Raw genomic sequence first — 23,264 nt, forward strand, 5'->3', positions numbered from 1 at the left:
GGCAGGCTTCCTCCCACGAGGTCGGTTTTGCTTGCTGCTTATGAAAACGTTTTCATAGGCCGTGTCAACTGAAATGACCTATGGGGATGGAAGCGATCCCCGCCAGGGCTTGCATCATGGCCTGCCGACTGGCACGATCTCCCGATCGTGAGTGAAAACGTTTTCGAGAGCATGGCCGTCGGCATCCGTGACGTCGCCCGCGCGGCGGGCGTATCCACCGCGACCGTGTCGCGGGCCCTGGGCAAGGGCCCGGTCAGCGACGCCCTGCGCGAGCAGGTCGAGGCGGCGGTGCGGGCGACCGGCTATCGTCCGAACCTGTCGGCCCGCCGTCTGCGCTCGCAGGCCGCGCAGACGATCGGGCTCATCGTCGCCGACATCCGCAACCCGTTCTTCACCGCGGTGAGCCGGGCGGTGGAGGATGCGGCCTACCGGGCCGGGATGCGGCTGATCCTGTGCAACACCGGCGAGGATGCCGAGCGCGAGGCCCTGTACCTGCGCCTGATGCAGGAGGAGCGGGTCACCGGCGTCGTCTTCGCGCCGACCCGCCGCACCGCCGAGCGGCTGCGGCCGGAGGACTTTCCGTTTCCCCTGGTGCTGATCGACCGGACCGGCCCGCCGGGCGGCCATGACGGCGTGGTGCTCGACAACGTCGCGGCCGGCGCCCTGCTCGTCGACCACCTGGTCGAGCAGGGGTTTTCCCGCATCGGCGGCCTGTTCGGCTCGACGAGCTCGACCGCCGAGGAGCGGCGGGAAGGGTATCTGTCGGCGATGCGCCGGCACGGGCTCGCGCCGCAGGTCCGCACCGTCCTGCCGGATGCCGAGCCGGCGCAAGGCGAGGTGGCGCGCTGGCTCGCCGGGGCCGACCGGCCCGAGGCCCTGCTGCTGTCGAACGGCCTGATCCTGATGGGGGCGGTGCGGGCGGCCCGGGCGGCGGGCCTCGCCTGGCCCGGCGGAATCGCGCTCGCGGGTTTCGACAACGAGCCCTGGACCGATCTGGTCGAGCCCGGCCTGACGGTGATCGAGCAGCCGGTGGCCGAGATCGGTGCCCAGGCGATGGACCTGCTGTTCGACCGGCTGAAGAATCCGGACCAGCCGGTGCGCAAGGTGGTGCTGAGCGGCCGGCTGATCGCCCGGGGCTCGACGGCGCGGCGGTGAGGGAAGGGCGGGGGGCGCGATGCCGCCCGCGCGTCACGCCAGATCGTCCGGCAGGGCGACCCCCATCTCCTGCCCGAGCCAGCGGGCAAAGACCCGCAACGGGGCCCGGCGCCGGGTGGTGGCCGGGTAGACGAGGTGGTGGCCGATGTAGGTGACGTCCTGCGCCAGGCCGCGCAAAGGCGCGACGAGGCGGCCGCTGGCGATCTCGCGCTCGGCGAGCAGCGTCGATTCGAGTGCCACGCCGAGCCCGTCGGCGGCGGCCGCGATGGCGAGGAAGCTGCGGTCGAACCGCACGCCGAGGGGGCGTGGCGCCGGCAGGCCGTTGCGGGCGAACCAGAGCGGCCAGCGCACCTGCTTGTTGTCGCTCTGGATCAGTACCTGATCGAGGAGGTCCTCCGGTCGGCGGATGCAGGCGGCTCGCGCGGGGTCGCAGAGCGGCGTCACCGTCTCGGCGCAGAGCGGCACCGTCACCAGGCCCTCGCCCCGGGGCGGGCCGTAGACGATGTCGGCGTCGAACTCGTCGCTGACGAAGCGGGCGTAATCCATGCCGGCGGCGAGACGCACCTCGAAGCCCGGATTGGCGGTCAGGAAGCGGGCGAGGCGGGGCGTCAGCCACTGCGCCGCGAGGCTCGGGGCACAGTGCAGGCGCAGGAGCTGGGGCCCGCGCGCCGCCACGAGGTCGAGGCCGCGATGCAGTTCGTCGAAGGCGCGGCCGACATGCTCCAGCAGGGCCTCGCCGGCGGCGGTCGGCACCACGCCCTGGCCCTGGCGCTCGAACAGGGTCACGCCGAGGGACGCCTCCATCTTGCGGATGGCGTGGCTGACGGCGCTCGCCGTCAGGTTCAGCTCCGCCGCCGCATCCTTGAACGAGCGGCGGCGCGCCGCGGCCTCGAAGGAGCGGACGGCGGAGAGGGGGACGCGCAGCGACATCGGGTGACGATGCGTCGGCGCGGGCGGGCTGGCAACCGCCCCGCTCGTACGGTTTCCGAACGATTGCTGCGCAATCGCGCGGCGATGCGGAACCCGGCCTCGCTCGGGCGCGGCGCTGGCCGGTGATACGGTTTTTCGGGAGGGATCGTCCGGAAAGCCGCATGATACCGACGGGGGTCGGCAACGACCTTCGTGACCGTTCACGGCCGACGGCACGGGCGGATGCGCAGGCCGAGAGTGCCGTTCCGTGATGGCTCACCAGAGGCCGAGGACCGGGGGGACCGTTCTCACATCGTCGCCAAGCCGCCGGCTTGGAATCGACGATTCGAGATGGGTCATCGGCCCGTCGCTCTCGGGCTTGCCCGAGACCGAATGGATGCGCCGACATCGTGGAGCGCTGGTCTCACGCCTCCCGGTCGGGCAGGACGATGCGGAACCGCGCCCCGCTGCGGGTCTCGTCGAGGCTCAAGACTCCTCCGTTGAGCCGCACCAGCTCGGCCGCGATGGCGAGGCCGAGCCCCGTGCCGCCCGAGCGGCCCGAGCCCTGGAACGCCTCGAACAGGTGGGCGCGGGCCCGCTCCGGCAGCCCGGGGCCGTTGTCGGAGACGAGGATCGTCACGGTCGTCCCGCGGCGCACGGCCTCGATCGCCACCACGGGCGGGCCCTCGCTCGCGCCCGCGAGCCCGATCGCCTGCACGGCGTTGCGCACGAGGTTGACCAGCACCCGGGACAGCTGGCCCGGATCGGCGTCGACGGTCAGGTCCTCGGGCGTGCGGTCCGCGATGGTGATGGCGGTGCCCGGCGCCAGCCCGGCGAGGTCGAGGGCATCGCGCAGGATCGGCCGCAGCGGCGTCGGGCGCCGCTCCGCCGGGGGCTCGGCGGCGCGGCCATAGGCGAGCGTGCCCTCGCAGTAGCGGATGGCGCGGCCGAGGGTCGCGACGAGGCGCGGCGCCACCCGCTGCACCCCCGGATCGTCGACATGCTCGAGCCTGTCCACCAGGAGCTGGGCGGTGGTCAGCAGGTTTCTCAACTCGTGGTTGATCTTGCTCACCGACAGGCCGAGATCGGCGAGCCGCCGTTTCTGGCGCAGCTCACCCGACAGGATCGTCTCCATCCGGGCGAGCGCCGTCTCGGCGGCGCCGATCTCGTCGCTGCGCCAGGACGGCGCGATCCGCCGCGACAGATCCTCCGGATCCTCCGCGAAGGACGCGATGTTGCGGGCGAGCCGCCGCACCGGCCGCACGATCGAGAGCTGGAGCACCAGGAAGACGAGGCCGGCGGTGATCCCCGAGATCACCAGCGAGGCGACCAGGATGCGGCCCGAGAAGGCGATCATCGCCCGGCGCAAGGGCGCGGGATCGAGGACGAGCTCGACGAAGTCGACCCCGTCCATGCCGTGGCCGATCACCCGCAGGGGCAGGGGGCTCGCCTGGGTCAGGGTGCGCCAGGCGCCGGCGATCCCCTCGAGCCAGCCGGCCTCGCGCAGGTCGACGGTCTCGCCGACTTCCGGCGGCATCGGCGTCAGGTTGAGGAGGCGCCGCGCGCCGCCGGCCTTGAGCGCGATGGCCCGGGCGCCCGCGCCCATCAGCAGGCGCCGGGCGAGGTCGTCGGAAACCCGCTGCTGGGGGGCGGCGTCGAGGACGAGGGCGGCGACCTGGGCGGCGGCGACCCGGTCCGAGAGCCAGGAGCGCCGGTAGCTCGCGACGCTCGGCACGTAGATCAGCACTTCGGCGATGAGGACGAACACCACCGTGAGGAGCAGCAGGCGGCCGGACAGGCCGATGCGGCCGGCGAGGCTCCGGATGCCACCCTGCCTGCCCGCATCATCCCGTCCCTGCACGGTGCCGACGCCCCCAATCGCCCGGCGGTCCCGCCGGGCCCCCGAGTCCCACAATTCCTCGAATCTAACACGCCCGTCCGGCGCCGGTCGCCCGCGCGGCGGGAGCCGATCCGAAGCTATCCCCGGATTGCTGAAAATCCAGTCGTCACCCAACCAATGGGGCGCGAGCCGAGGCCGGTCACCCTCACGCGGAGGGACGCTTCCAGCGCCGCCACGCGACCGGCATGAGTGCGAGGGCGCCGAGGCCGAGCAGGGTGGCGATCAGCTGGGGCGTGACGATGGCCCTGAGCGACAGGGCGGCGTCGCAGGCGATGCCGCCGGCGACGAGGCAGGCTTCCTTCGCGGCCTGATGGGCGGCCACGACGTTCTCCACCCCGGCGCCGGCCGAGGCGTAGATGAAGGCGCCGGGGCTGATGCCGATGAGCGTGGCGAGCGCGAAGGTGCGGAGCCTGACCCCGAAGATCGCCGGCGCCAGGTTGGTCATCCAGAACGGGAAGACCGGCAGGAGCCGCAGCACCATCACGTACGAGAACGCGTCGCGGCGAAACCCCTCGGCGAGGCGCCCGAGCCGCGAGCCGGCGCGGCGCAGCAGCACCTCGCCGGCGGCGGTGCGGCCGATCGAGAACACCACCACCGCGCCCGTCGTCGCGGCCGAGATCGACACGAGGGCGCCGGCCACCGGCCCGAACAGGAAGCCACACAGGGTCGTCATCACCACCGAGACCGGCAGCGACACGATCACCGTGCCGACGTAAGCCAGGTAGGCGCAGGCATAGGCGCGCCAGAATCCCTCCGCGACCCAGGCCTTGGCATAGGCCCGGGAGGCCAGCAGCTGGTCGAGGCTGAACCAGCGGGTGAACCCGCCGACGAGGAGGCCGAGGGAGAGCGCCACCAGCGCGACGAGCGGCAGCACCCGCAGCCAGCCGCGCCAGGCCGGGGCCGCCACGGCCTCGGGGCCGGCCTCCTCCGGCGCGTCGGGCGGGGGTGGATCGCTGTCGGGCCGGGGCAGCGCGCTCACCCCGCCTTCTGCATGCGCAGGATCTTGAAGAACCCGCCCGGGAAGGTCGGGCGCACGCCGAGGAACGTCACGCCGCGGCTCTTCGCCCAGGCCTCGATCCGGGCAGCCTTGAAGGCCGAGCTCCAGCCGATCTTCTCGCAGAGCGGCGCGACGATCTCCTCGACCTTGGCGATCGTGCCTGTGTCCTGGCCGAAATGGTTGGCGAGCACGATCATGCCGCCGGGCCGCACCACCCGCAGGAACTCGTCGAGGGCACCCTCGGGATCGGGCACCAGGGTGATGAGGAACTGGGCCACCACCGCGTCGAAGCGCGCGTCGGCGTAGCCCAGCCGGCAGACATCCATCACCTGGAGACCCTTGACGTGGGTGAGCCCGCGCCGCGCCACCTTGCGGTTGGCGCGGCGGAGCATGTCCTCGGACAGGTCGACGCCGTAGACCTCCGCGTCCTTCGGGTAGTAGCCGAGGGACAGGCCGGTGCCGACGCCGGCCTCCAGGATGCGCCGCCCGCCGGCGAGCGCCGCCTCGACCGCGTCCCGGGCCGCCGGCTCGGTGAGCTTGTCGTAGACCACGTCGTAGACCGGCGCCCAGCGCGCATAGGCCTTGCGCATCAAGGCGGTGGTGGGCCCCGCCTCTCGCGGCTCGCTCAGCATGTCGGTATCGTCTCCGAGGTCGATCGTCTCGCGGGCAATGACGCGCGCGGTTGTGCTACGGTTTCCCGAGGAAATCTTCGGAAATCGTCCTAGAGCATTTTTCGACGGAGCGGGTAGCGGTTCGTCGCGGAAAATGCGGCAAGATCAACACCCTAGAGCAGCGCCGGGTGGCCGGGCGACCGGGCGCCGCCCTCGGCGGACTTGCGTCGGCAGGCCAACGCGTCGCGCGCTTAGGTTCTTGTTTCGTCGCAGATTTTCGCCGCCGACCCGGTGTCCGCTTCGGCGAAACCCGCTCAGGCCGCGGCCAGGCGCTCCGCCTCGACCCGCCGGATGGTGCCGCCGCCGAGCACCCGGGCCCGCGGTCCGTCATCGGCATAGATGACGCAGGCCTGGCCCGGGGACACTCCGTCCTCCGGGGTGGCGAGCGCGATCTCGGCCGAGGCCGTATCGGGATTCCAGGTCAGGGTGGCGGGGCGCGGCTCGCGGGTCGAGCGGACCCGCACCGCCACGGGCAGGTGGCGGGCCGTCGTCAGGGGGGCGTCGCCGAGCCAGTTCGGATCGGCCAGGCGCACCACCGAGGTGGCGAGCGCCTCCCGGGGGCCGACCACCACCCGGGCCTCGCCGGGCTCCAGGCGCACGACGTAGAGCGGCTCGCCCGCCGCCACGTTGAGGCCGCGGCGCTGGCCGACCGTGAAGCCGATGATGCCGTCGTGACGGCCGAGCCGCCGTCCGTCGAGGTGGACGATCTCGCCCGGGCGCACCGCATCGGGTCGCAGGCGCGCGATCACGTCCTGGTAGCGGCCCTGCGGCACGAAGCAGATGTCCTGGCTGTCGGGCTTGTCGGCGACCGAGAGGCCGAATTCCTTGGCCAGCGCCCGGGTCTCGTCCTTCGGCCGCTCGCCCAGGGGGAAGCGCAGGAGGTCGAGCTGCTCGCTCGTGGTGGCGTACAGGAAATAGCTCTGGTCCCGGGACGGATCGAGGGCGCGGTGGAGCGCCCGGCCGCCGCCCGGCAGCGCCCGGCTCGCGACGTAGTGGCCGGTCGCCAGCACGTCGGCGCCGAGGTCCCGGGCGGTGGTCAGCAGGTCGCGGAACTTGATCGAGCGGTTGCACTCGACGCAGGGAATCGGCGTCTCGCCCTGGAGGTAGCTGTCGGCGAACCGGTCGATCACCGCCTCGCGGAACCGGTCCTCGTAGTCGAGGACGTAATGCGGGATCCCGATCGTCTCGGCGGCGCGGCGGGCGTCGTGGATGTCCTGGCCGGCGCAGCAGGCGCCGCGGCGGTGGGTGGCCGCGCCGTGGTCGTAGAGCTGTAGCGTGATCCCGACCACGTCGTAGCCCTCGCGCTTCAGGAGCGCGGCGACGACGGAGGAATCGACGCCCCCGGACATCGCCACGACGACGCGGGTCTCTTCCGGGGCCTTGGGCAGATCGAGCGAGTTCATGACCATGCGCGGGATTTCGGGTCGCGCTCCGGGCGGTGATCCGCGATGCGCGAAGGAGTCTATAGCGATCCAACCGGGGTTCTGCCAGGGCGGCAGGGGAAGGCCCCACCGTCACGTGAGGGGGGCAGTTCTTGCCGGGGGCCCGGCAGATTTCGACCGGGCAGCCGCCACCGCCCGGTCAGGCTGAAAAAATAACATCATCATATCAGATGCTTAATCTATGCGCCCGACTGGCAGGCGGTTTGCTCCGGCTCGACCCGGAAGGTCGGCCCGACGGGCCGGCGACGAGGTCGGCGATGCAGATCAGCGCAGCGGGTGAGGGGGGACGGATGACGGGCCGCGAGCCGGCCCGGCCGGTTCGGGCCGCCGCGCACGAGCTGTTTCGTCCGGCTGCCGACGAGGCCGCCCGCGCGTCCCGGCTCGCCCGGGCGGACGCCGCGTCGCGGGCCCGTACCGCGCCGGATCGCGCCGACACGTCGTCCCCCGAGCGTTCGCGGACCGAAGCGTCCGACGCGGAAGCCAGGGCCGAGCGAGCCCGCACCGCCGACCAGGCGGCCCGGTCGCGTGCGCAGGACGCCCGTCAGGAAGCCCGCGACGAGGCCCGGGCGGACGAGGCCCGCACCGAGGCGGTCCGCGCCCGCAAGGTACTCGCCCACAAGACACTCGCCCGCGGCTCGGAGGATCCCGCCGCACGGCGTGCCGACGACCGTGCCGGCCAGGCAGAGGCGCGCAAGCCCGCCGCCGATCCGCCGGCCCAGGCCGGTGCCGCCGTGCAGGCCGAGGCCGTGCACGCCGCGGCGGCGGCCGGGGAGGGAACCGGCGAGATCGATCCCGACGACGAGACGGAGGAGGACGTCGAGGACGCGGCGGGCGACGCTCCGCCCGGTTCGCTCCTGGCGCTCCTCGCCGCCCCGGCGCCGACGAGCCCGGCCACCGCCGGGGCCGCGGTGACCTCGGCAGGCGGCGCGACGGCGAACGGCTCCGGTATCGCGGCGGCCGGAAAGCCGGCCGTCCCGGTCGCCGCCGATCCGGCGACGGAACGCCGGTCCGAGACGGGGGAGGGTGCTGCTGCGGCGCCCGCCGGTCCGGCGATGCCCGACCCGTCGGCGGCGCAGGCCGGCGCCGGGATCGGGGGCATCGACGCCAAAAGCGTCGGCGCCAAGGCCGGCCCCGAGGCCAAGGCCGGCCCCGAGGCCAAGGCCGGCCCCGAGGCCAAGGCCGGCCCCGAGGCCAAGGGAGCCGCCGCCGGCGCGGATACGGTCCAGGGACGGCCCGCGGTCTCGGTCCAGGCCCCGTTGAGCGCCGTGCCGATGACGGTCGGGATGCGGGCCCTGTCCGGCACCAACCGCTTCGAGATCCGCCTCGACCCGATCGAGCTCGGGCGCATCGACGTGCGCCTCGACATCGACCGCGAGCACGGCGTGAAGGCGCATCTGGTGGTGGAGCGGCCCGAGACCCTCGCGCTGCTCCAGCGCGACGCCGGCAGCCTGCAGCAGGCGCTGGCCCAGGCCGGGCTCAACCCGGGCGACGGCGCCCTGAGCTTCTCCCTGCGCGACGAGGGCGGCCGGAATCCGCAGCGCGAGCAGGCGGAGCGCCCGCCGGGGGCCGATCGGTCCGGCGTCGAGGCGGTGGAGGAGCGCCAGACCGCGCTCGCGCCGCTGCGCAGCCTCGCCCGGCCCCTCGACCTGCGAATCTAAAAGAAGATCATCCCGATGACGCGTGACAGAGAGAGGTCCCGATGACCGCCGGCATCAGCAGCCTGACCAGCCTCTCCGGCGCCAGCGCCGGCAAGACATCGAGCGACGCCAGCACAATCGCCGGGAACTTCAACCAGTTCCTGACCCTGCTGACGACGCAGCTGCAGAACCAGAACCCGCTCGATCCCCTCGACACCAACCAGTTCACCCAGCAGCTGGTGCAGTTCGCCTCGGTCGAGCAGCAGCTCAAGACCAACGACCAGCTCGGCAACCTGATCACCGCCAGCAAGGCCTCGGCGGCCGCGACCGCCTCGGGCCTCATCGGCAAGACCGTGACGGCGGACGGCGCCACCGCGTCGCTCGCCGAGGGCAAGGCGACCTGGACCCTCGACCCGGCGCGGGCCGCCGCCAAGGCGGTCCTGACCATCACCGATCCCAAGGGCAACGTGGTGGCGACCCAGACCAAGGCGCTCGCCGCCGGCAGCCAGAGCTTCGCCTGGGACGGGCGCAGCTCGACCGGGCAGCTCGCCCCTGACGGCAAGTACACCCTGAAGGTCCAGGCCCTCGACGCCACCGGCGCGGCCGTTGCCGTCGACACCAAGATCTCCGGGACGATCTCCAGCGTGGACGTCTCGGGCGCCGAACCGGTCCTGACCATCGGCGACCGCACCGTGGCCCTCAGCAGCGTCGAGGCGATCGGTGGGACCGCAAGCAACTGATTCGGTGGATTGCTGTGGATTACGAATCACATGCGAGGGAAATGATTCAACCAATCTTAAGCGCGGGTCCCTAGCTTCGGTCTCGACAGGTCAGTCGAGTGTAGAGCGTATCATGACCGAACCGCATCGCCCGAGGGCGAAGTACGTCATCGGCCCGGACGGAAGCCCGCTAACCATCGCGGACCTACCGCCCACCGATACCCGCCGATGGGTGATCCGGCGCAAGGCCGAGGTGGTGGCCGCCGTCCGCGGCGGTCTCCTGAGCCTCGAAGAGGCCTGCCAGCGCTATACGCTGACGACCGAGGAATTCCTGAGCTGGCAGTTTTCGATCGAGCAGCACGGCCTCGCCGGCCTGCGCACGACCCGGATCCAGCACTACCGGCAGTAGGACCCGCCGACCCGTCGCGGCCCGGCCTCGCGCCAGGAGGCCGCGCCTCCGGCCCCGTCCGATCGACAGGCCCGGGACGCCCCGCTTCGCTTGCGAAGCCGCGGGCGTCCCGGGTTCGCGCACGTCAATTGCTGCCGCGTTAACCAAGTCATAACCACGACCCGGCAATTTTTGCCCTGGGGCCGCTTCCGGCTTCGGTTGGCGGGTGCGTGACGTCGTGAAGCCGGTCCTCGATCTGGTGACGAAGCTGGGGCCCTCGCGCCTCGCCGCGATGGGGGCGGTGACCCTCGCGCTGGTCGGATTCTTCGCCTTCGTCATCCTGCGGGTCTCCCGCCCCGAGATGGGCGTGCTCTACAGCGAGCTCTCGGTGCAGGATGCCGGCGCCGTGGTGCGCGACCTCGAAGCCCGGGGCATCCGCTACGAGATGCGGGGCGATGCCGGCCAGACGGTGATGGCGCCCCGCGCCGACCTCGCGCGGCTGCGCATGGATCTGGCCGCCAAGGGACTGCCGAGCGCCGGCGGCGTCGGCTACGAGATCTTCGACAAGGGCGACGCCTTCTCGTCGACGAGCTTCGTCCAGAACGTCAACCACCTGCGGGCGCTCGAGGGCGAGCTCGCCCGCTCGATCCGGGCGATCGGCCGGGTCCAGGCGGCGCGCGTCCACCTCGTCCTGCCCGAGAAGCGGCTGTTTTCCCGCGACCGCGAGGCGCCGAGCGCCGCGATCGTGGTGCGGCTCGCCGGCGACCTCGATCCGGGCCAGGTCCGGGCGGTGCGCCACCTCGTCGCCTCGGCGGTCGAGGGCCTGAAGCCCGAGCGCATCTCGATCGTCGACGAGCGCGGGCGGCTCCTCGCCGACGGCGCCCGGGGCGCCGAGGACCAGGCGGGCATCGGCCTCGACGAGCGCCAGACCGGCCTGGAGCGGCGCCTGCGCAACCAGGTCGAGGAGATCGTCGCCGGCATCGTCGGGTCGGGCCGCGCCCGGGTCCAGGTCACGGCCGAGCTCGACGCTAACCGGATCGAGAGCCGCTCCGAGACCTTCGATCCCGAGAGCCGCGTCGTGCGCTCGACCCAGACCCGCACCGAGACCCAGCAGACGCAAGGCAACGAGAACGGCGTCACGGTCGGCAACGAGTTGCCGGGCGCCAACCAGGGCCAGCAGAACCAGGGCCCACGCGATGCCTCGAACAAGAACGAGGAGACGACGAACTACGAGATCTCCCGGGTCACCCGCACGGAGGTGAACGAGGGCGGCCGGGTCAAGCGCCTGTCGGTGGCGGTGCTGGTCGACGGCACCTACGCGGCGGGGCCCGATGGCAAGGCGGTCTACACCCCGCGGCCCGCCCCCGAGCTCGAGCGCCTGACCGCGCTGGTGCGCACCGCGGTGGGCTACGACAAGGCGAGGGGCGACCAGGTCGAGGTGGTGAACCTGCGCTTCGCCGAGACCCCGGCGGTGCCCGACCTGCAGGAGCCCGGCCTCCTCGCGTCGTTCCTGCAGCCGACCAAGGAGGACGTGCTGCGCATCGCCGAGATGACGGTGCTCTTCTTCCTCGGCCTCGTGGTGGTGATGACCGTGGTGCGCCCGCTGGTGGCGAAGGTCGTCGCCTCGGAGACGCCCGCCCTCGCGCTCGGCCAGGTGACGGTGCTCACCGATGCCAGCGGCCGGGTCATGGCGGTCGAGGGCGGGACGGCCAAGCCCGCCATGCCGACCGAGATCGCGATCCCCGAGAGCCAGGCCGGCCGCCTCGTCGAGTTCGCCAAGATCAACGGCAAGATCCAGGCCCAGACCGTCGAGCGCGTGGTCGACGTGGTGAAGTCCAACCCGACCGAGACCGTCGAGGTGCTCCGCACCTGGATCAACGACCGCTGACGCGGACCCGGATCGACGACCGCTGACCCGCACCGCGGGGCCCGCCGCGCCGCGGCCGGCCCCCTCCGCCCCCCCGATTCGACTGAGGACGACCCGACGTCATGGCCGCGACCCCGATGCCGATCACCCTCCCGACCGCCGGGGCCGCGGGCTACGCCGAGATGCCCGGGACCCAGCGCGCCGCCGCGTTGCTGCTGCTGCTCGGCGACGAGGACGGCGCGCCGATCTGGCGCATGCTGGAAGAGGACGAGATCAAGAAGGTCTCGCACGCCATGGTCCAGCTCGGCTCGCTCGAAGCCGACGTGGTCGAGCACCTGATCATCGACTTCGTGTCGCGGCTCTCGGCGAGCGGCGGCATCACCTCGAGCTTCGAGCGCACCGAGTCGCTGCTCCTGAAGATCTTTCCGCCCGAGCAGGTCTCGGTGATCATGGCGGAGGTCAAGGGCGCCTCCGGCCGCCGGGTCTGGGCCAGCCTGACCCAGATCGACCCCGAGATCCTGGCCTCGTTCCTGCGCAACGAGTACCCGCAGACCGTCGCGGTGATCCTGTCGCGGGTGCGCTCCGACTACGCCGCCCGGGTGTTGACCATCCTGCCGGAGGATTTCGCCATCGACGTCCTCAACCGGATGCTCCGGATGGAGACGGTGCAGAAGGAGGCCCTGCGCCACATCGAGGAGATCCTGCGGGTCGAGTTCGTCTCGACCATCGCCCAGACCACCCGGCGCGACGCGCACGAACTCCTCGCCGACGTGTTCAACGCCTTCGACCGCCAGACCGAGATCCGGTTCCTCACCGCCCTCGACCAGGCGAATCGCGGCTCGGCGAAGAAGATCCACCAGCTGATGTTCACCTTCGACGACCTGATGAAGCTCGATGCCGGCAGCGTCCAGACCCTGATGCGCAGCGTCGACCGCGACGTGCTGGCGCGCGCGCTCAAGGGCGCCTCCGACCCGGTGCGCAACTTCTTCTTCGCCAACATGTCGAGCCGCGCGGCCAAGAACATGCAGGACGAGATGGGCTCGCTCGGGCCGATCCGTCTCAAGGACGTCGACGAGGCCCAGTCGAAGATGACCGACCTCGCCAAGGACCTGGCCGAGAAGGGCGAGATCATGATCGCCAAGAACAGCGCCGAAGAGGAGCTGGTCTACTGATGGCTCAGATCCGGCGCTTCCTGTTCGATACCGATTTCAGCCCCCCCGGCGGCAAGCCGCAGCGGGAGGATCCCGGCGCGCCGGGCGCCGCGGCGGCCCAGGCAGCCGCCGAAGCGGAAGCCTCGGCCCGCGCCGCGGCGGAAGCCTCCGCCTTCGCCCGCGGCCTGCAGGAGGGCCGCGCCCAGGCCGAGGCGCAGGTCCAGGCCCGCCTCGCCGATGCCCTCAACCGGGTCGCGGCCGCCGCCGCCGGCATGATCGCCGCCGCGGACGAGCGCGATGCCGCGTGCGAGGCCCAGGCCCTCGATTTCGCCGTCGCGCTCGGGCGCAAGATCGCCGGGGCCGCCCTCGACAGCCAGCCGGTCGCGGCGATCGCCGAGGCCGCGGGCCGCGCGCTCCAGCACCTGCGCGGCGTGCCCCACCTGGCGATCCGGGTCCACGACGACCTCGTCGAGGAGACCGAGCGGCAGGTCGCGCGGCTCGCCCGCGAGCGCGGCTATGACGGCCGCCTGATCGTGCTCGGCGATCCCGGCCTGGCGCCGGGCGATGCCCGCATCGAATGGGCCGACGGCGGCGTGGTGCGCGACCGCGCGGCCATCGAGGCGGCGGTGCTCGCCGCCCTCGCACCCGCCTGACGCCGCACGCCGCGGCCCTTCTTCGCCTCTCCGACGTCTTTCCGCTCTCGCTTCGTCCCCAAAGGTAACCCCGATGTCCTCCGACAACGATCTCGGACTGCCCCAGCTCAACGAGGCGGACCTCGCCTTCGACACGGCGGCGGCCAGCACGATGCGCGACGCGCCGGTGGCGGCGAAGTCGGCGGCGGACCTCGAGCAGGTCTTCGACGTGCCGGTGATGGTCTCGGCGGTGCTCGGGTCGTCGCGGATGCCGATCGGCGACCTCCTGCGCCTCGGTCCCGGCACGGTGCTGGAACTCGACCGCAAGGTCGGCGAGGCGATTGACATCTTCGTCAACAACCGCCTCGTCGCCCGCGGCGAGGTGGTGCTGGTGGAGGAGCGCCTCGGCGTGACGATGACCGAGATCGTCAAGGTGGACGGCTGAGGCCCGGTCCCGCCCGCATCCCGACCGACACGAGACGCCACGGAGTGCCCGCCATGCGGCTGCTGATCATCGGACGCCTGAACGGCGAACTCATCACCGCCTCCCGGATCGCCATGAGCCGCGGCGCCGCCGTGACCCAGGCCGACGGGATCGAGCAGGGCCTGAATGCGCTCCGGGCCAAGGGCGCCGACCTCGTCATGGTCGACGTGTCGCTGCCGATCCGGGTGCTGGTGACGGCGCTCGCCGACGAGCGCATCCGCACCCCGGTGGTCGCCTGCGGCACCGGCACCGACGCCAAGGCCGCCGTGGCGGCGATCCAGGCGGGGGCCAAGGAATACATTCCGCTGCCGCCCGATCCCGAGCTGATCGCGGCGGTGCTGGAGGCGGTGGCGTCGGATGCCCGCTCCTTCGTGTGGGGCGACCCGTCGATGGAGCGGGTGGTCAAGCTCGCCGAGCAGGTGGCGCGCTCCGACGCCTCGGTGCTGATCACCGGCGAGAGCGGCACCGGCAAGGAGGTGCTGGCGCGCCACGTCCACGCCCGCTCGAACCGGGCGCAGAAGCCCTTCGTCAGCGTGAACTGCGCGGCGATCCCCGACGCGCTGCTCGAATCCGAGCTGTTCGGCCACGAGAAGGGCGCCTTCACGGGCGCGGTGGCCCGGCGCATCGGCCGGTTCGAGGAGGCGAGCGGCGGTACGCTGCTCCTCGACGAGATCTCCGAGATGGATGTCCGGCTCCAGGCCAAGCTCCTGCGGGCGTTGCAGGAGCGGGTGATCGACCGGGTCGGCGGCACCCAGCCGGTGAAGGTCGACATCCGGGTGCTCGCCACCTCGAACCGCAACCTCGCCGAGGAGGCGCGCAAGGGCACGTTCCGGGAGGACCTGCTCTATCGCCTCAACGTGGTGAACCTGCGTCTGCCGCCGCTGCGCGACCGCCCGGCGGACATCCTGGCCCTCGCCGAGCATTTCGCGCGCAAATACGCCGAGGCCAACGGCCTCGCCGCCCGGCCGCTCTCCGCGGAGGCGCGCCGCCTCGTGACCCAGAGCCTGTGGCCCGGCAACGTCCGCGAGCTGGAGAACACCCTGCACCGGGCGGTGCTGCTGGCGAGCGGCCCCGAGATCGACGCCGACGCGATCCGCTCGCCCGAGGGCGATGCCTTCTCGACAGGTGCGATCGCGCTGGGCGCCGCCGCGCGGGCTGTCCAGACCGCCGAGGCGGTGACGCGGGGCTTCGTCGGCCGGTCGCTGGCGGATGTCGAGCGCGACCTGATCCTCGACACCCTCGATCACTGCCTCGGCAACCGCACCCACGCCGCCAAGATCCTGGGGATCTCGATCCGCACCCTGCGCAACAAGCTCAACGAGTATACCGGCGCCGGCATCGCGGTGGCCGAGCCGGGCCAGACCCGGATGCTGGCGGCCTACGGCTGAGGCGGTTTCGCCCCGGGCGGTGCTCGGGGAACCGTCGGGGGGGCGCCCGCCATCGTCGGGACGGCCGGGCCGGGCCGCGCGGCGGCGGCACAGATCGAGGCAGCGGGGGGAGGTCCGCCGCCGCGGTTGCGGTGCGTTCTTCCCTCAGGCCTGCAGGCGCGGGATCGCGTCGGCGAACCGCGCGATCGGCAGGAAAAGGCTGAAGCGGCGCTCCTTGTCCTCGACGTGGATGATCGCCTCCTTCCACTCCGGCTCGCGGCAGGCGCGCCGCCGCAGCAAATTCGCGATATGCGCCGAGCAGTTGACGATCTCGCCCGGCTCATCGAGCTCCACGCCGCGCGTGTCGCGGATGAGGCGGCCGCCCACCTGAAAGTGAAAGTAGTAGCAGGACATCCCGCTCTCCCAAGAGGTGGTTGTTCTGCTTTGACTACGATGGCTCGTCTCCGGCCGCCTTAACCCGAGTCAAGGGTTTTCGCATTCGCCCCGGCGGCCGGTCCCGCCCCCTACAGGTAGCCGGTCCCCGCCTCCGCGGCGAAGCGGTCGGGCGGGCCCTCCCAGACGATGCGGGCATGCTCCAGCACGTAGACCCGGTCGGCGTGGGGCAGGGCGAAGGTGACGTTCTGCTCGCCGAGCAGCACGGTGATCGGCGTGGTCTGGCGCAGGCGCTCCAGCGCCTTCGAGAGCTGTTCGAGGATCACCGGGGCGAGGCCGAGCGTCGGCTCGTCGAGGATCAGGAGGCGCGGCTTCATCATCAGGGCGCGGGCGATGGTGAGCATCTGCTGCTCGCCGCCGGAGAGCGTGCGCGCCATCTGGCCGCCGCGGCTCTTGAGGATCGGGAACAGCTCGAACAGCCAGTCGAGCTGGCGCGCGCTCTCGGGTTTGGGCAGGTGCTGGCCGCCCAGATCGAGGTTTTCGCGTACGCTCATCTCGCCGAACAGCTCACGGGTCTCCGGCACCTGGACGATGCCGCCCTTGGCGATGCTCGCCGGCGTGCGCTTCGCCAGCGGCTCGCCCGAGAAGCCGATCTTTCCGGAATGCGGGACCAGCCCCGAAATGGCGTTGAACAGCGTGGTCTTGCCGGCGCCGTTGAGGCCGACCACCGAGACGAACTCACCCTCGTGGACGTGGAGGCTCACCTGCCGCAGCGCCTGCGCCTTGCCGTAGAGCACGTCGAGGCCCTCGACGGTGAGCAGGGGCCGGCCGGTAAACTGCGCCTCGGGCCGCGACGCGGTCTCGATGCTGCCGCCGAGATAGACCCGGCGCACGGTCTCGTTGCGCATCACCTCGGCGGCACTGCCCTCGGCGACGCGCTCGCCGAGATACATCGCGAAGACCCGGTCGACGAGGGCCGACACGCTCTTCACGTTGTGGTCGACGAGGAGCACCGCCTTGCCCTCATCGCGAAAACCGCGGATCAGGGCGGAGAAATCCGCGACCTCGCCGGAGGTGAGGCCGGCGAAGGGTTCGTCGACCAGCACCACCTTGGGGTCGCGGGCGATCGCCTTGGCGAGTTCCATCCGGCGCAGGTCGGCGAAGGGCAGGGTGCCGGGGCGCCGGTCCATCACGGCCCCGAGGCCCACCCGCTCGGCGATGGCGCGCGCCCGTTTCTCCACCCCGGCATCGGCGAAGAGCCGCACCAGGCTGTCGGGCAGGAGCGCGAGCTTGATGTTCTCCAGCACCGTCTGGCGGTGCAGCGGCCGCGAGTGCTGGAACACGAGGCCGATACCGGCCCGCGCCACCTTGTGCGAGGGCCAGCCGGCGATCTCGGTGCCGTCGAGCCGGATGCTGCCGGCATTCGGCCGCTCCAGCCCCATGATCAGCTTCATCACCGTCGACTTGCCCGAGCCGTTCGGCCCGATCAGCCCGACGATCTCGCCGGCCCGCACGGTGAAGCCGATCGATTTCGCCGCGACGAGGCCGCCATAGCGTTTGGTCAGCCCCTCGACCGCGAGGAGCGGCGGGGCGCCGGCGGGGGCAGCATGCGGGTGGGAGGGCAGGGGGGCGGGAGATGGGGCGAGGCCGGCCGCACTCATGAACGCACACCGTGTCGGAGAATGGGGAGGGGGCGGGGCATCAGGCGTGGCGCCCCTGGCGGGTGAGGATCCCGAGGAGGCCCGACGGCACGAACAGGATGACGGCGAGCGCGGCGGCCGAGACCACGAAGGTCGAGAGCGAGCCGAGCGGCCGCAGCAATTCGCCGGCGGCGATCAGGAACACCGCGCCGAGCACCCCGCCGACGATGGTGCGCCGCCCGCCGAGCACCGCTCCGATGATGACCTGGACGCCGACCGAGACGTCGACCAGCGTGCCGACCGAGGCGGTGCCCATGTAGAAGACGAACAGCGCGCCTGCGAGGCCCGAGAAGACCGCGCTGACGCAGAACGCCGCGAGCTTGTGCTTGGCGACGTTGAAGCCGAGTGCACCGGCCTCGACCGGGTCCTGCCCGCTCGCCTGGAGGATCAGCCCGACCGGCGAGACCGCGATGGCGTAGAGGACGAGCCCGCTCACCCCCATGAAGCCCAGCGCGATCCAGTAATTCGTCGCCGCGTCGATGCTGATGACGTCGGGCACGGTGAGCCCGATCTCGCCGCCGGTCGTGTCGGCGAAGACCACGATCAGGTTCTGCAGGATCAGCACCGCCACGACGGTGGTGAGGCCGAAATACGGGCCCCGCACCCGGAGCGCCGGCAGCGCCAGGACGAGGCCGCCGATCACCGCCGCGACCGTGCCGGCGAGGAGGCAGAGCGGGATGCCGACACCGTGGCCGTTGAGGATGCCGGCGGTGTAGGCCCCGAGCCCGATCAGGAAGGTCGGCCCGAAATTGACCTCGCCGGCAAAGCCGAACAGCAGGTCCCAGGCCATCGAGAACACGCCGAAATAGTACGCGACGGTGAGGAGCCCGAGGATGTAGCCCGAGACCCAGAGCGGCAGCACGCTGGCGAGCGCGAGGCCGATCAGGCAGAGCCAGAACAGCGGATTGCGAAGAGTCTTGGCGAACATTCAGGCCTCTTCTTCGGATGACGCGGGGGGCCGGGGGATCAGCGGCGCCCGAGGAGGCCTTGCGGGCGGACATACATCACGGCGACGAGGAGCAGCAGCGCGGGGATGGTCCGGTAGGCCGGGGAGACGAGATAGGCGGTGAGCGTCTCGAGGTAGCCGACGACGTAGGCCGCGATCAGCGAGCCCGAGACGCTGCCTAAGCCCCCCAGCACCACGATCGAGAAGGCGCTCGCGGTGAGCGGGCCGACGCTGTAGCTCGACACGCCGAGGAACTGGCCGAGCAGCACCCCGGCGATGCCGGCGAGCACGCCGTAGATGAGCCAGATCGCCACGTAGATCCGCGACAGTTCGAAGCCGAGGAGCGTCACGCCGCGGGGATTCATCGAGGCCGCGAGCAGCACCTTGCCGGTGCGGGTACGGTTCACGAGCAGCCACAGGAGCCCGATCGTCGCCCAGCACACCAGAGCCGTGAAGACCTGGTTCCACGGCGTGCGCACGCCCGCGATGGTCACCACGCCCTCGACGATCGGCATCACCGTCTTGGCGTTGCTGGTGAACAGGTAGGCGATGAACTCCTGGATCATGATGCCCCAGAGCAGGGTGCCGGTGAGGATGAAGATCTCCTTCTCCTCCGGCGGGATCGCCCGGGACTTGTCGATGGGGCGCACCACGACGCCGTAGGTGGCCAGCGTGAGCCCGGTGCAGACGACGATGCCGGCGGCGGCGCCTGCATAAGAGCCGAGGCCGAACTCGCTGGAGGCCGCCCAGGCCACCACCGCGGCGGTGACCATCAGCGCCCCGTGCGAGAGGTTGAGCACGCCCGAGACGCCGAAGATGAGGGTGAAGCCGGTCGCACCGAGCGCGTAGAGCGCCGAGATGGCGAAGCCGTCGATGAGGATCTGGATCGCGGTCATGGGGCTCGCGGGGAAGAGGAGGGGGCGAGGCGCGCGCGAGATCTCCCCTCTCCCGTTTGGGCTAGCGTGTTCGCACATCTCGGTTTGAACGCTTCTCCCTTTGAAGGTAGCGCGCCTCTCCTCCCCAGGCGATCTCGGGCTTGCCCGAGATCGCTCAAGCTTGTGGGGAGGAGTTGGAGGTGGGGGTGGTGCCGGATGAAGCTTGCGCTCTACGCGGTACCACCCCCACCCCTAACCCCTCCCCACAAGGGGGAGGGGAAAGCGCGCACCTTTACAGAGGGTTAGCTCTCTGAGGAGAGGTGCGAATCCGCTCGCCCGTGTGGGAGAGGGGATCCCGCGCCGGCTGGAACAGGGTCGATCAATGGGGCGTTTAGTTCGCCGCGGTGCCAGCCTTGACGAAGCTCGGGAAGGTCATCTTCCCGTTGGCCACAGTCTGCGGCCAGATCGCCAGCTGCTTGCCGTCCTGCCACTGCATCATCATACCCGAGACGAGGCCGGGGCCGTACTTGATCGAGTGGGTGAACTCGTCGTCCTTGCCGTAGAACTGGATGCGCCCGAGGGTGCCCTCCCAGTCGGTCTTCTCCAGCGCCTCGACGAGCTTGTCGGGATCGGTCGAGCCGGCCCGCTTCACCGCATCGGCGATGTAGTAGACCTCGTCATAGGCGGTGTAGCCGGCGTATCCCGGATAGTTGCCGTACTTGGCCTTGAAAGCTTCCGCGAAGGGCGCGGTCTTCGGCGTGACGTTGGTGCCGGGTGCGGCGAACATCTCGAACAGCACGCCCTCGGTGGCGCCGTTCGTCTCCTTCCAGAAGGTGGCATTGGTCGCCTGCGAGGCGATGCCGATCATCGGGATCGGGATCTGCTGGCTGCGCCACTGCACCGTCGGCTGCACGCCGACATGCGAGATGCCGGTGACGATCACGTCGGGCTTGGCGCCCTCGATGCGGCTGAAGATCGGGTTGAAGTCGGTGGTGCTCGGCGAGAACCGGATATGGTCGAGCACCTTCAGCCCGACCTTCGGCAGGCACTCCTTGTAGCCCTCGTCCAGCGGCTTCGTCCACGCCGCGTCCTCGCTCATGATCACGGCGGTCTTCATCTGCCGGCCCTCGACCAGGATCGCCTTGGCGGCGTCGCAGACCGCTTGCGACTGCGCCTTCGAGGTCAGGTAGCCGTGGAAGGAATACTTGTTGCGGGCGTAGTCCTTGTGGACGTTGAGCGGGATCTCGTTCGAGGCCGCGCCCGGCGTGATGAAGGGCAGCTTCAGCCGGGCCGACCAGGGCTGGAGCGCCAGCACCACCTCGCTGATGTAGCTGGCGATGACCGCGTGCGCCTTGTCCTCGCTCGCCGCACGCTGGAAGGCGCGGACCGAATCGGCGGCCGAACTCTTGTTGTCGTAAGCGATGATCTCGATCTTGCGGCCGTCCATCCCGCCCTTGGCGTTGATCTCGTCGGCGGCGAGCTGGGCCGCCTGGGGAATCGAGGCCCCGGCGATGGCCTGCGCCTCCGCGATTACCGCGATGCGGATCGGGTCCGCCGCCTGAACGGTCGAGAGCGAGGCATTGGCGGCCAACAGAATCGTTGAACCAAGCAACGCGCGGACGAGCCGCCGCCTGGCGACGGATGCGCATTCCAGCATGACGTTCCCTCTTCCGGCCGCTGTTTGATTGATGGCGTCGCGGCTCGGACGGGGAGTGTAACGGTGATGGGTCCGATCACAAGATGCTGATCGAATATTGCCTCGGCGCGCTGGCAAGCCATCGCGTGGGCGCATGGCTGGCTCCGGCACCGATCATTCGCCGACGGACGGCACCCGCCACGGCTGCTCGGTCGCCACCCGGGCTTCGAAGGCCGCGATGGCCTCGGCATGTTCGAGCGTCAGCGCCACGTCGTCCAGCCCCTCGACGAGGCAGCGCTTCTTGAACGGATCGATCTCGAACGGGATCGCATGGCCGTCCGGGTCGGTCACGGTCTGGGCCGGCAGGTCGACCGTGACGGCCGCGCCCGGTGCTGCCGCGAGGCGGGTGCGCAGGGCCGCCACCGCCGCGTCCGGCAGGGTCACGGTCAGCAGCCCGTTCTTCGCCGCGTTCGAGGCGAAGATGTCGCCGAAGCTCGGGGCGACCACGCAGCGGATGCCGCCATCGACCAGCGCGTAGACCGCACCCTCCCGCGACGAGCCGCAGCCGAAATTGCGGTCGGCGACCAGGATGCCGGCGCCGGCATAGGCCGGGGCATCGAGGGGGACCGCCTTGCTCCGGCGGCGCTCGTCGTGGAACAGGAAATTGCCGTAGCCGGCGCTCCTCGGCTTCTTCAGGAAGCGGGCCGGCAGGATCTGGTCGGTGTCGATGTTGGCGACGTCGAGGGGCACCGCGACGGCCTGGAGGGTCGTGAAGGGCTGCATCTCAGCTTCTCCCGAGGCGGCGGATGTCGGTGAGGCGGCCGGTGACGGCGGCGGCCGCCGCCATGGCCGGGCTCATCAGGTGGGTGCGGGCGTTCGGCCCCTGGCGGCCCGGGAAGTTGCGGTTGGTGGTCGAGGCGCAGCGCTCGCCCGCCGGCACGAGGTCGCCGTTGATGCCGACACACATCGAGCAGCCGGGTTCGCCCCATTCGAGGCCGGCGTCGCGAAACACCTGGTCGAGCCCTTCCGACTCGGCCTGGCGCCGCACCGGACCGGAGCCGGGCACGACGAGGCCCGGCACCGCGGCTTTCTGGCCGCGCAGCACGCCGGCCGCGGCGCGCAAGTCCTCGATGCGCGAATTGGTGCAAGAGCCGATGAACACCCGGTCGATCGCGACCTCTTCCAGCGGCATGCCGGGCGTGAGGCCCATATAGTCGAGCATCGCCCGCATCTGTCCGGCCTTGGTGGCGTCGGATTCGAGGCCCGGATCCGGCACCGCGGCGGTGACGGGAAGCGCGGTCTCCGGGCTGGTGCCCCAGGTCACGGTCGGGGCGATGGCGCCCGCATCGAGCGTCACCTCGCGGTCGAACCGGGCGCCCGCGTCGCTCGGCAGACGCCGCCAGGCCGCCACCGCCTGATCGAACAGCGCGCCCTTCGGGGCGTAGGCGCGGCCTTCGAGGAACGCGAAGGTGGTGTCGTCCGGCGCGATCATCCCGGCTCGGGCGCCTGCCTCGATCGACATGTTGCAGATGGTGAGCCGCCCCTCCATCGACAGGCCGCGGATGGCGCTGCCGGCATATTCGAGCACGTGCCCGACCGCGCCGCCGGCCCCGATGACCGCGATGATCGCAAGGATCACGTCCTTGGCGGTGACGTGGGGGCCGAGCACCCCGTCGATGGCGACCCGCAGGGTCTTGGGCCGGCGCTGCCACAGGGCCTGCGTCGCCAGCACATGCGCCACCTCCGTCGCCCCGATGCCGAAGCCCAGCGCCCCGAAGGCGCCGTGGGTCGAGGTGTGGGAATCGCCGCAGACGACCGTGAGACCCGGCAGCGTCAGGCCCTGCTCGGGCGCCAGCACGTGAACGATGCCCTGCGCCCGGTCGTCGAGGCCGAAATGCCGGATGCGGTGCCGGCCGGCATTGTCGGCGAGCGTCGAGACCATGTTGGCGATCTCGGGATCGGGGATCGGCCCGTCGCGGTCGCGGGAGGGGACGTAGTGATCGGCGACCGCGAAGGTCAGGTCGGGCCGGCGGATCTGGCGGCCGGCATGGTCGAGCATGCCGAAGGCGTGGAACGAGCCCTCGTGCAGGAGGTGCCGGTCGATGGCGAGGAGCGCCTGGCCGTCGGGGCGGGTCGCCATGACGTGGGCGTCCCAGACCTTGTCGAGGAGGGTGCGGGGTTGCGGGGTCATCGGGCGTCCTCCGCCGTGTTCATGGGGAATTGGATCATCGAACTCCGCCCCTTTCCCGGACGACTGAAGCGTCAGCGGAAGGAGATCCGGGATCCAGCACGAAAAGTCGCGAAGCGTCCTCTTGTCTGCAACGGTGCAGCAGGCAGAGCCGCTTCGCGGCACTTCTTTCGATGGATCCCGGATCTCCTTCCGCTTCGCTGCAGT

21 protein-coding genes are annotated in these 23,264 nt (G+C 71.3%); 9 read left to right on the top strand and 12 right to left on the bottom strand.

Annotated elements, in window-relative coordinates; translation table 11 throughout:
- Positions 1–147 precede the first annotated feature (147 nt).
- Positions 148–1,155 carry a LacI family DNA-binding transcriptional regulator gene (locus miv_RS20745; protein WP_244748631.1) on the top strand — a complete coding sequence of 336 codons (1,008 nt, stop codon included), beginning with the start codon at positions 148–150 and terminating at the stop codon, positions 1,153–1,155.
- Between the two features lie 33 nt (positions 1,156–1,188).
- Here miv_RS20745 and miv_RS20750 read toward each other — a convergent pair whose 3' ends face one another.
- The 5 genes from miv_RS20750 to mnmA form a co-directional block, all read right to left on the bottom strand.
- Complete coding sequence (locus tag miv_RS20750; protein ID WP_207178613.1) at positions 1,189–2,085, bottom strand: LysR substrate-binding domain-containing protein; 897 nt, start codon at positions 2,083–2,085, stop codon at positions 1,189–1,191.
- 403 nt (positions 2,086–2,488) lie between these two features.
- Positions 2,489–3,925, bottom strand: a complete 1,437-nt coding sequence (locus miv_RS20755) for a sensor histidine kinase (RefSeq protein WP_207178614.1) — start codon at positions 3,923–3,925, stop codon at positions 2,489–2,491.
- Positions 3,926–4,109: 184 nt separating this feature from the next.
- A complete protein-coding gene (locus miv_RS20760) occupies positions 4,110–4,943 on the bottom strand; it encodes a TVP38/TMEM64 family protein (protein ID WP_207178615.1) in 834 nt (277 codons plus the stop codon).
- Positions 4,940–5,593 (bottom strand): class I SAM-dependent methyltransferase, encoded by a 654-nt coding sequence (locus miv_RS20765; RefSeq protein ID WP_207178616.1) that lies wholly within the window; start codon positions 5,591–5,593, stop codon positions 4,940–4,942. Before miv_RS20765 ends, miv_RS20760 begins: the two co-directional genes overlap by 4 nt.
- Before the next feature lie 293 nt (positions 5,594–5,886).
- Positions 5,887–7,035 carry a tRNA 2-thiouridine(34) synthase MnmA gene (gene mnmA, locus miv_RS20770; RefSeq protein WP_207178618.1) on the bottom strand — a complete coding sequence of 383 codons (1,149 nt, stop codon included), beginning with the start codon at positions 7,033–7,035 and terminating at the stop codon, positions 5,887–5,889.
- Positions 7,036–7,331: 296 nt separating this feature from the next.
- Between mnmA and miv_RS20775 the strand changes: the two genes are divergently transcribed.
- The 8 genes from miv_RS20775 (at position 7,332) to flbD (ending at position 15,340) form a co-directional block, all read left to right on the top strand.
- Complete coding sequence (locus miv_RS20775) at positions 7,332–8,732, top strand: flagellar hook-length control protein FliK (protein WP_207178619.1); 1,401 nt, start codon at positions 7,332–7,334, stop codon at positions 8,730–8,732.
- Between the two features lie 41 nt (positions 8,733–8,773).
- Complete coding sequence (locus miv_RS20780) at positions 8,774–9,451, top strand: flagellar hook assembly protein FlgD (RefSeq protein ID WP_207178621.1); 678 nt, start codon at positions 8,774–8,776, stop codon at positions 9,449–9,451.
- A gap of 112 nt (positions 9,452–9,563) precedes the next feature.
- Complete coding sequence (gene sciP, locus miv_RS20785; RefSeq protein ID WP_048425916.1) at positions 9,564–9,839, top strand: CtrA inhibitor SciP; 276 nt, start codon at positions 9,564–9,566, stop codon at positions 9,837–9,839.
- 217 nt (positions 9,840–10,056) lie between these two features.
- Positions 10,057–11,706: a flagellar basal-body MS-ring/collar protein FliF gene (gene fliF / locus miv_RS20790; RefSeq protein ID WP_048425915.1), complete on the top strand. Its 1,650-nt coding sequence runs from the start codon at positions 10,057–10,059 to the stop codon at positions 11,704–11,706.
- 101 nt (positions 11,707–11,807) lie between these two features.
- Positions 11,808–12,857, top strand: coding sequence for a flagellar motor switch protein FliG (gene fliG / locus miv_RS20795; protein WP_207178622.1), 1,050 nt, complete (start codon positions 11,808–11,810; stop codon positions 12,855–12,857).
- Positions 12,857–13,489, top strand: coding sequence for a FliH/SctL family protein (locus tag miv_RS20800; RefSeq protein ID WP_207178624.1), 633 nt, complete (start codon positions 12,857–12,859; stop codon positions 13,487–13,489). The genes fliG and miv_RS20800 overlap by 1 nt, the downstream gene beginning before the upstream one ends.
- Positions 13,490–13,562: 73 nt before the next feature.
- The gene (gene fliN, locus miv_RS20805) at positions 13,563–13,913 is read left to right on the top strand and encodes a flagellar motor switch protein FliN (RefSeq protein WP_048425912.1); all 351 of its coding nucleotides are present in this window, start codon (positions 13,563–13,565) and stop codon (positions 13,911–13,913) included.
- Between the two features lie 53 nt (positions 13,914–13,966).
- Entirely contained in the window at positions 13,967–15,340 is a 1,374-nt protein-coding gene (gene flbD, locus miv_RS20810; protein WP_207178626.1) for a sigma-54-dependent transcriptional regulator FlbD, read from the top strand.
- Between the two features lie 144 nt (positions 15,341–15,484).
- On the opposite strand, the gene miv_RS20815 is transcribed toward flbD, so the two are convergent.
- From miv_RS20815 to leuC, 7 genes are all read right to left on the bottom strand, one after another.
- On the bottom strand, positions 15,485–15,733 hold the full coding sequence (locus miv_RS20815) for a DUF6894 family protein (protein WP_048425910.1): 249 nt from the start codon (positions 15,731–15,733) through the stop codon (positions 15,485–15,487).
- Between the two features lie 110 nt (positions 15,734–15,843).
- Positions 15,844–17,373, bottom strand: a complete 1,530-nt coding sequence (locus miv_RS20820; RefSeq protein WP_207178628.1) for an ATP-binding cassette domain-containing protein — start codon at positions 17,371–17,373, stop codon at positions 15,844–15,846.
- A 40-nt stretch (positions 17,374–17,413) separates the two neighbouring features.
- Positions 17,414–18,340, bottom strand: coding sequence for a branched-chain amino acid ABC transporter permease (locus miv_RS20825; protein WP_060845720.1), 927 nt, complete (start codon positions 18,338–18,340; stop codon positions 17,414–17,416).
- A 38-nt stretch (positions 18,341–18,378) separates the two neighbouring features.
- Positions 18,379–19,254 (bottom strand): branched-chain amino acid ABC transporter permease, encoded by an 876-nt coding sequence (locus miv_RS20830; protein ID WP_048431252.1) that lies wholly within the window; start codon positions 19,252–19,254, stop codon positions 18,379–18,381.
- 370 nt (positions 19,255–19,624) lie between these two features.
- Positions 19,625–20,890 (bottom strand): ABC transporter substrate-binding protein, encoded by a 1,266-nt coding sequence (locus tag miv_RS20835; protein ID WP_207178630.1) that lies wholly within the window; start codon positions 20,888–20,890, stop codon positions 19,625–19,627.
- Positions 20,891–21,043: 153 nt separating this feature from the next.
- Positions 21,044–21,652 (bottom strand): 3-isopropylmalate dehydratase small subunit, encoded by a 609-nt coding sequence (gene leuD, locus miv_RS20840; RefSeq protein ID WP_207178631.1) that lies wholly within the window; start codon positions 21,650–21,652, stop codon positions 21,044–21,046.
- A gap of 1 nt (position 21,653) precedes the next feature.
- Entirely contained in the window at positions 21,654–23,060 is a 1,407-nt protein-coding gene (gene leuC / locus miv_RS20845; RefSeq protein ID WP_207178633.1) for a 3-isopropylmalate dehydratase large subunit, read from the bottom strand.
- Positions 23,061–23,264 lie beyond the last annotated feature (204 nt).

Source organism: Methylobacterium indicum (assembly GCF_017347565.1).
GTDB classification, from domain to species: domain Bacteria; phylum Pseudomonadota; class Alphaproteobacteria; order Rhizobiales; family Beijerinckiaceae; genus Methylobacterium; species Methylobacterium indicum.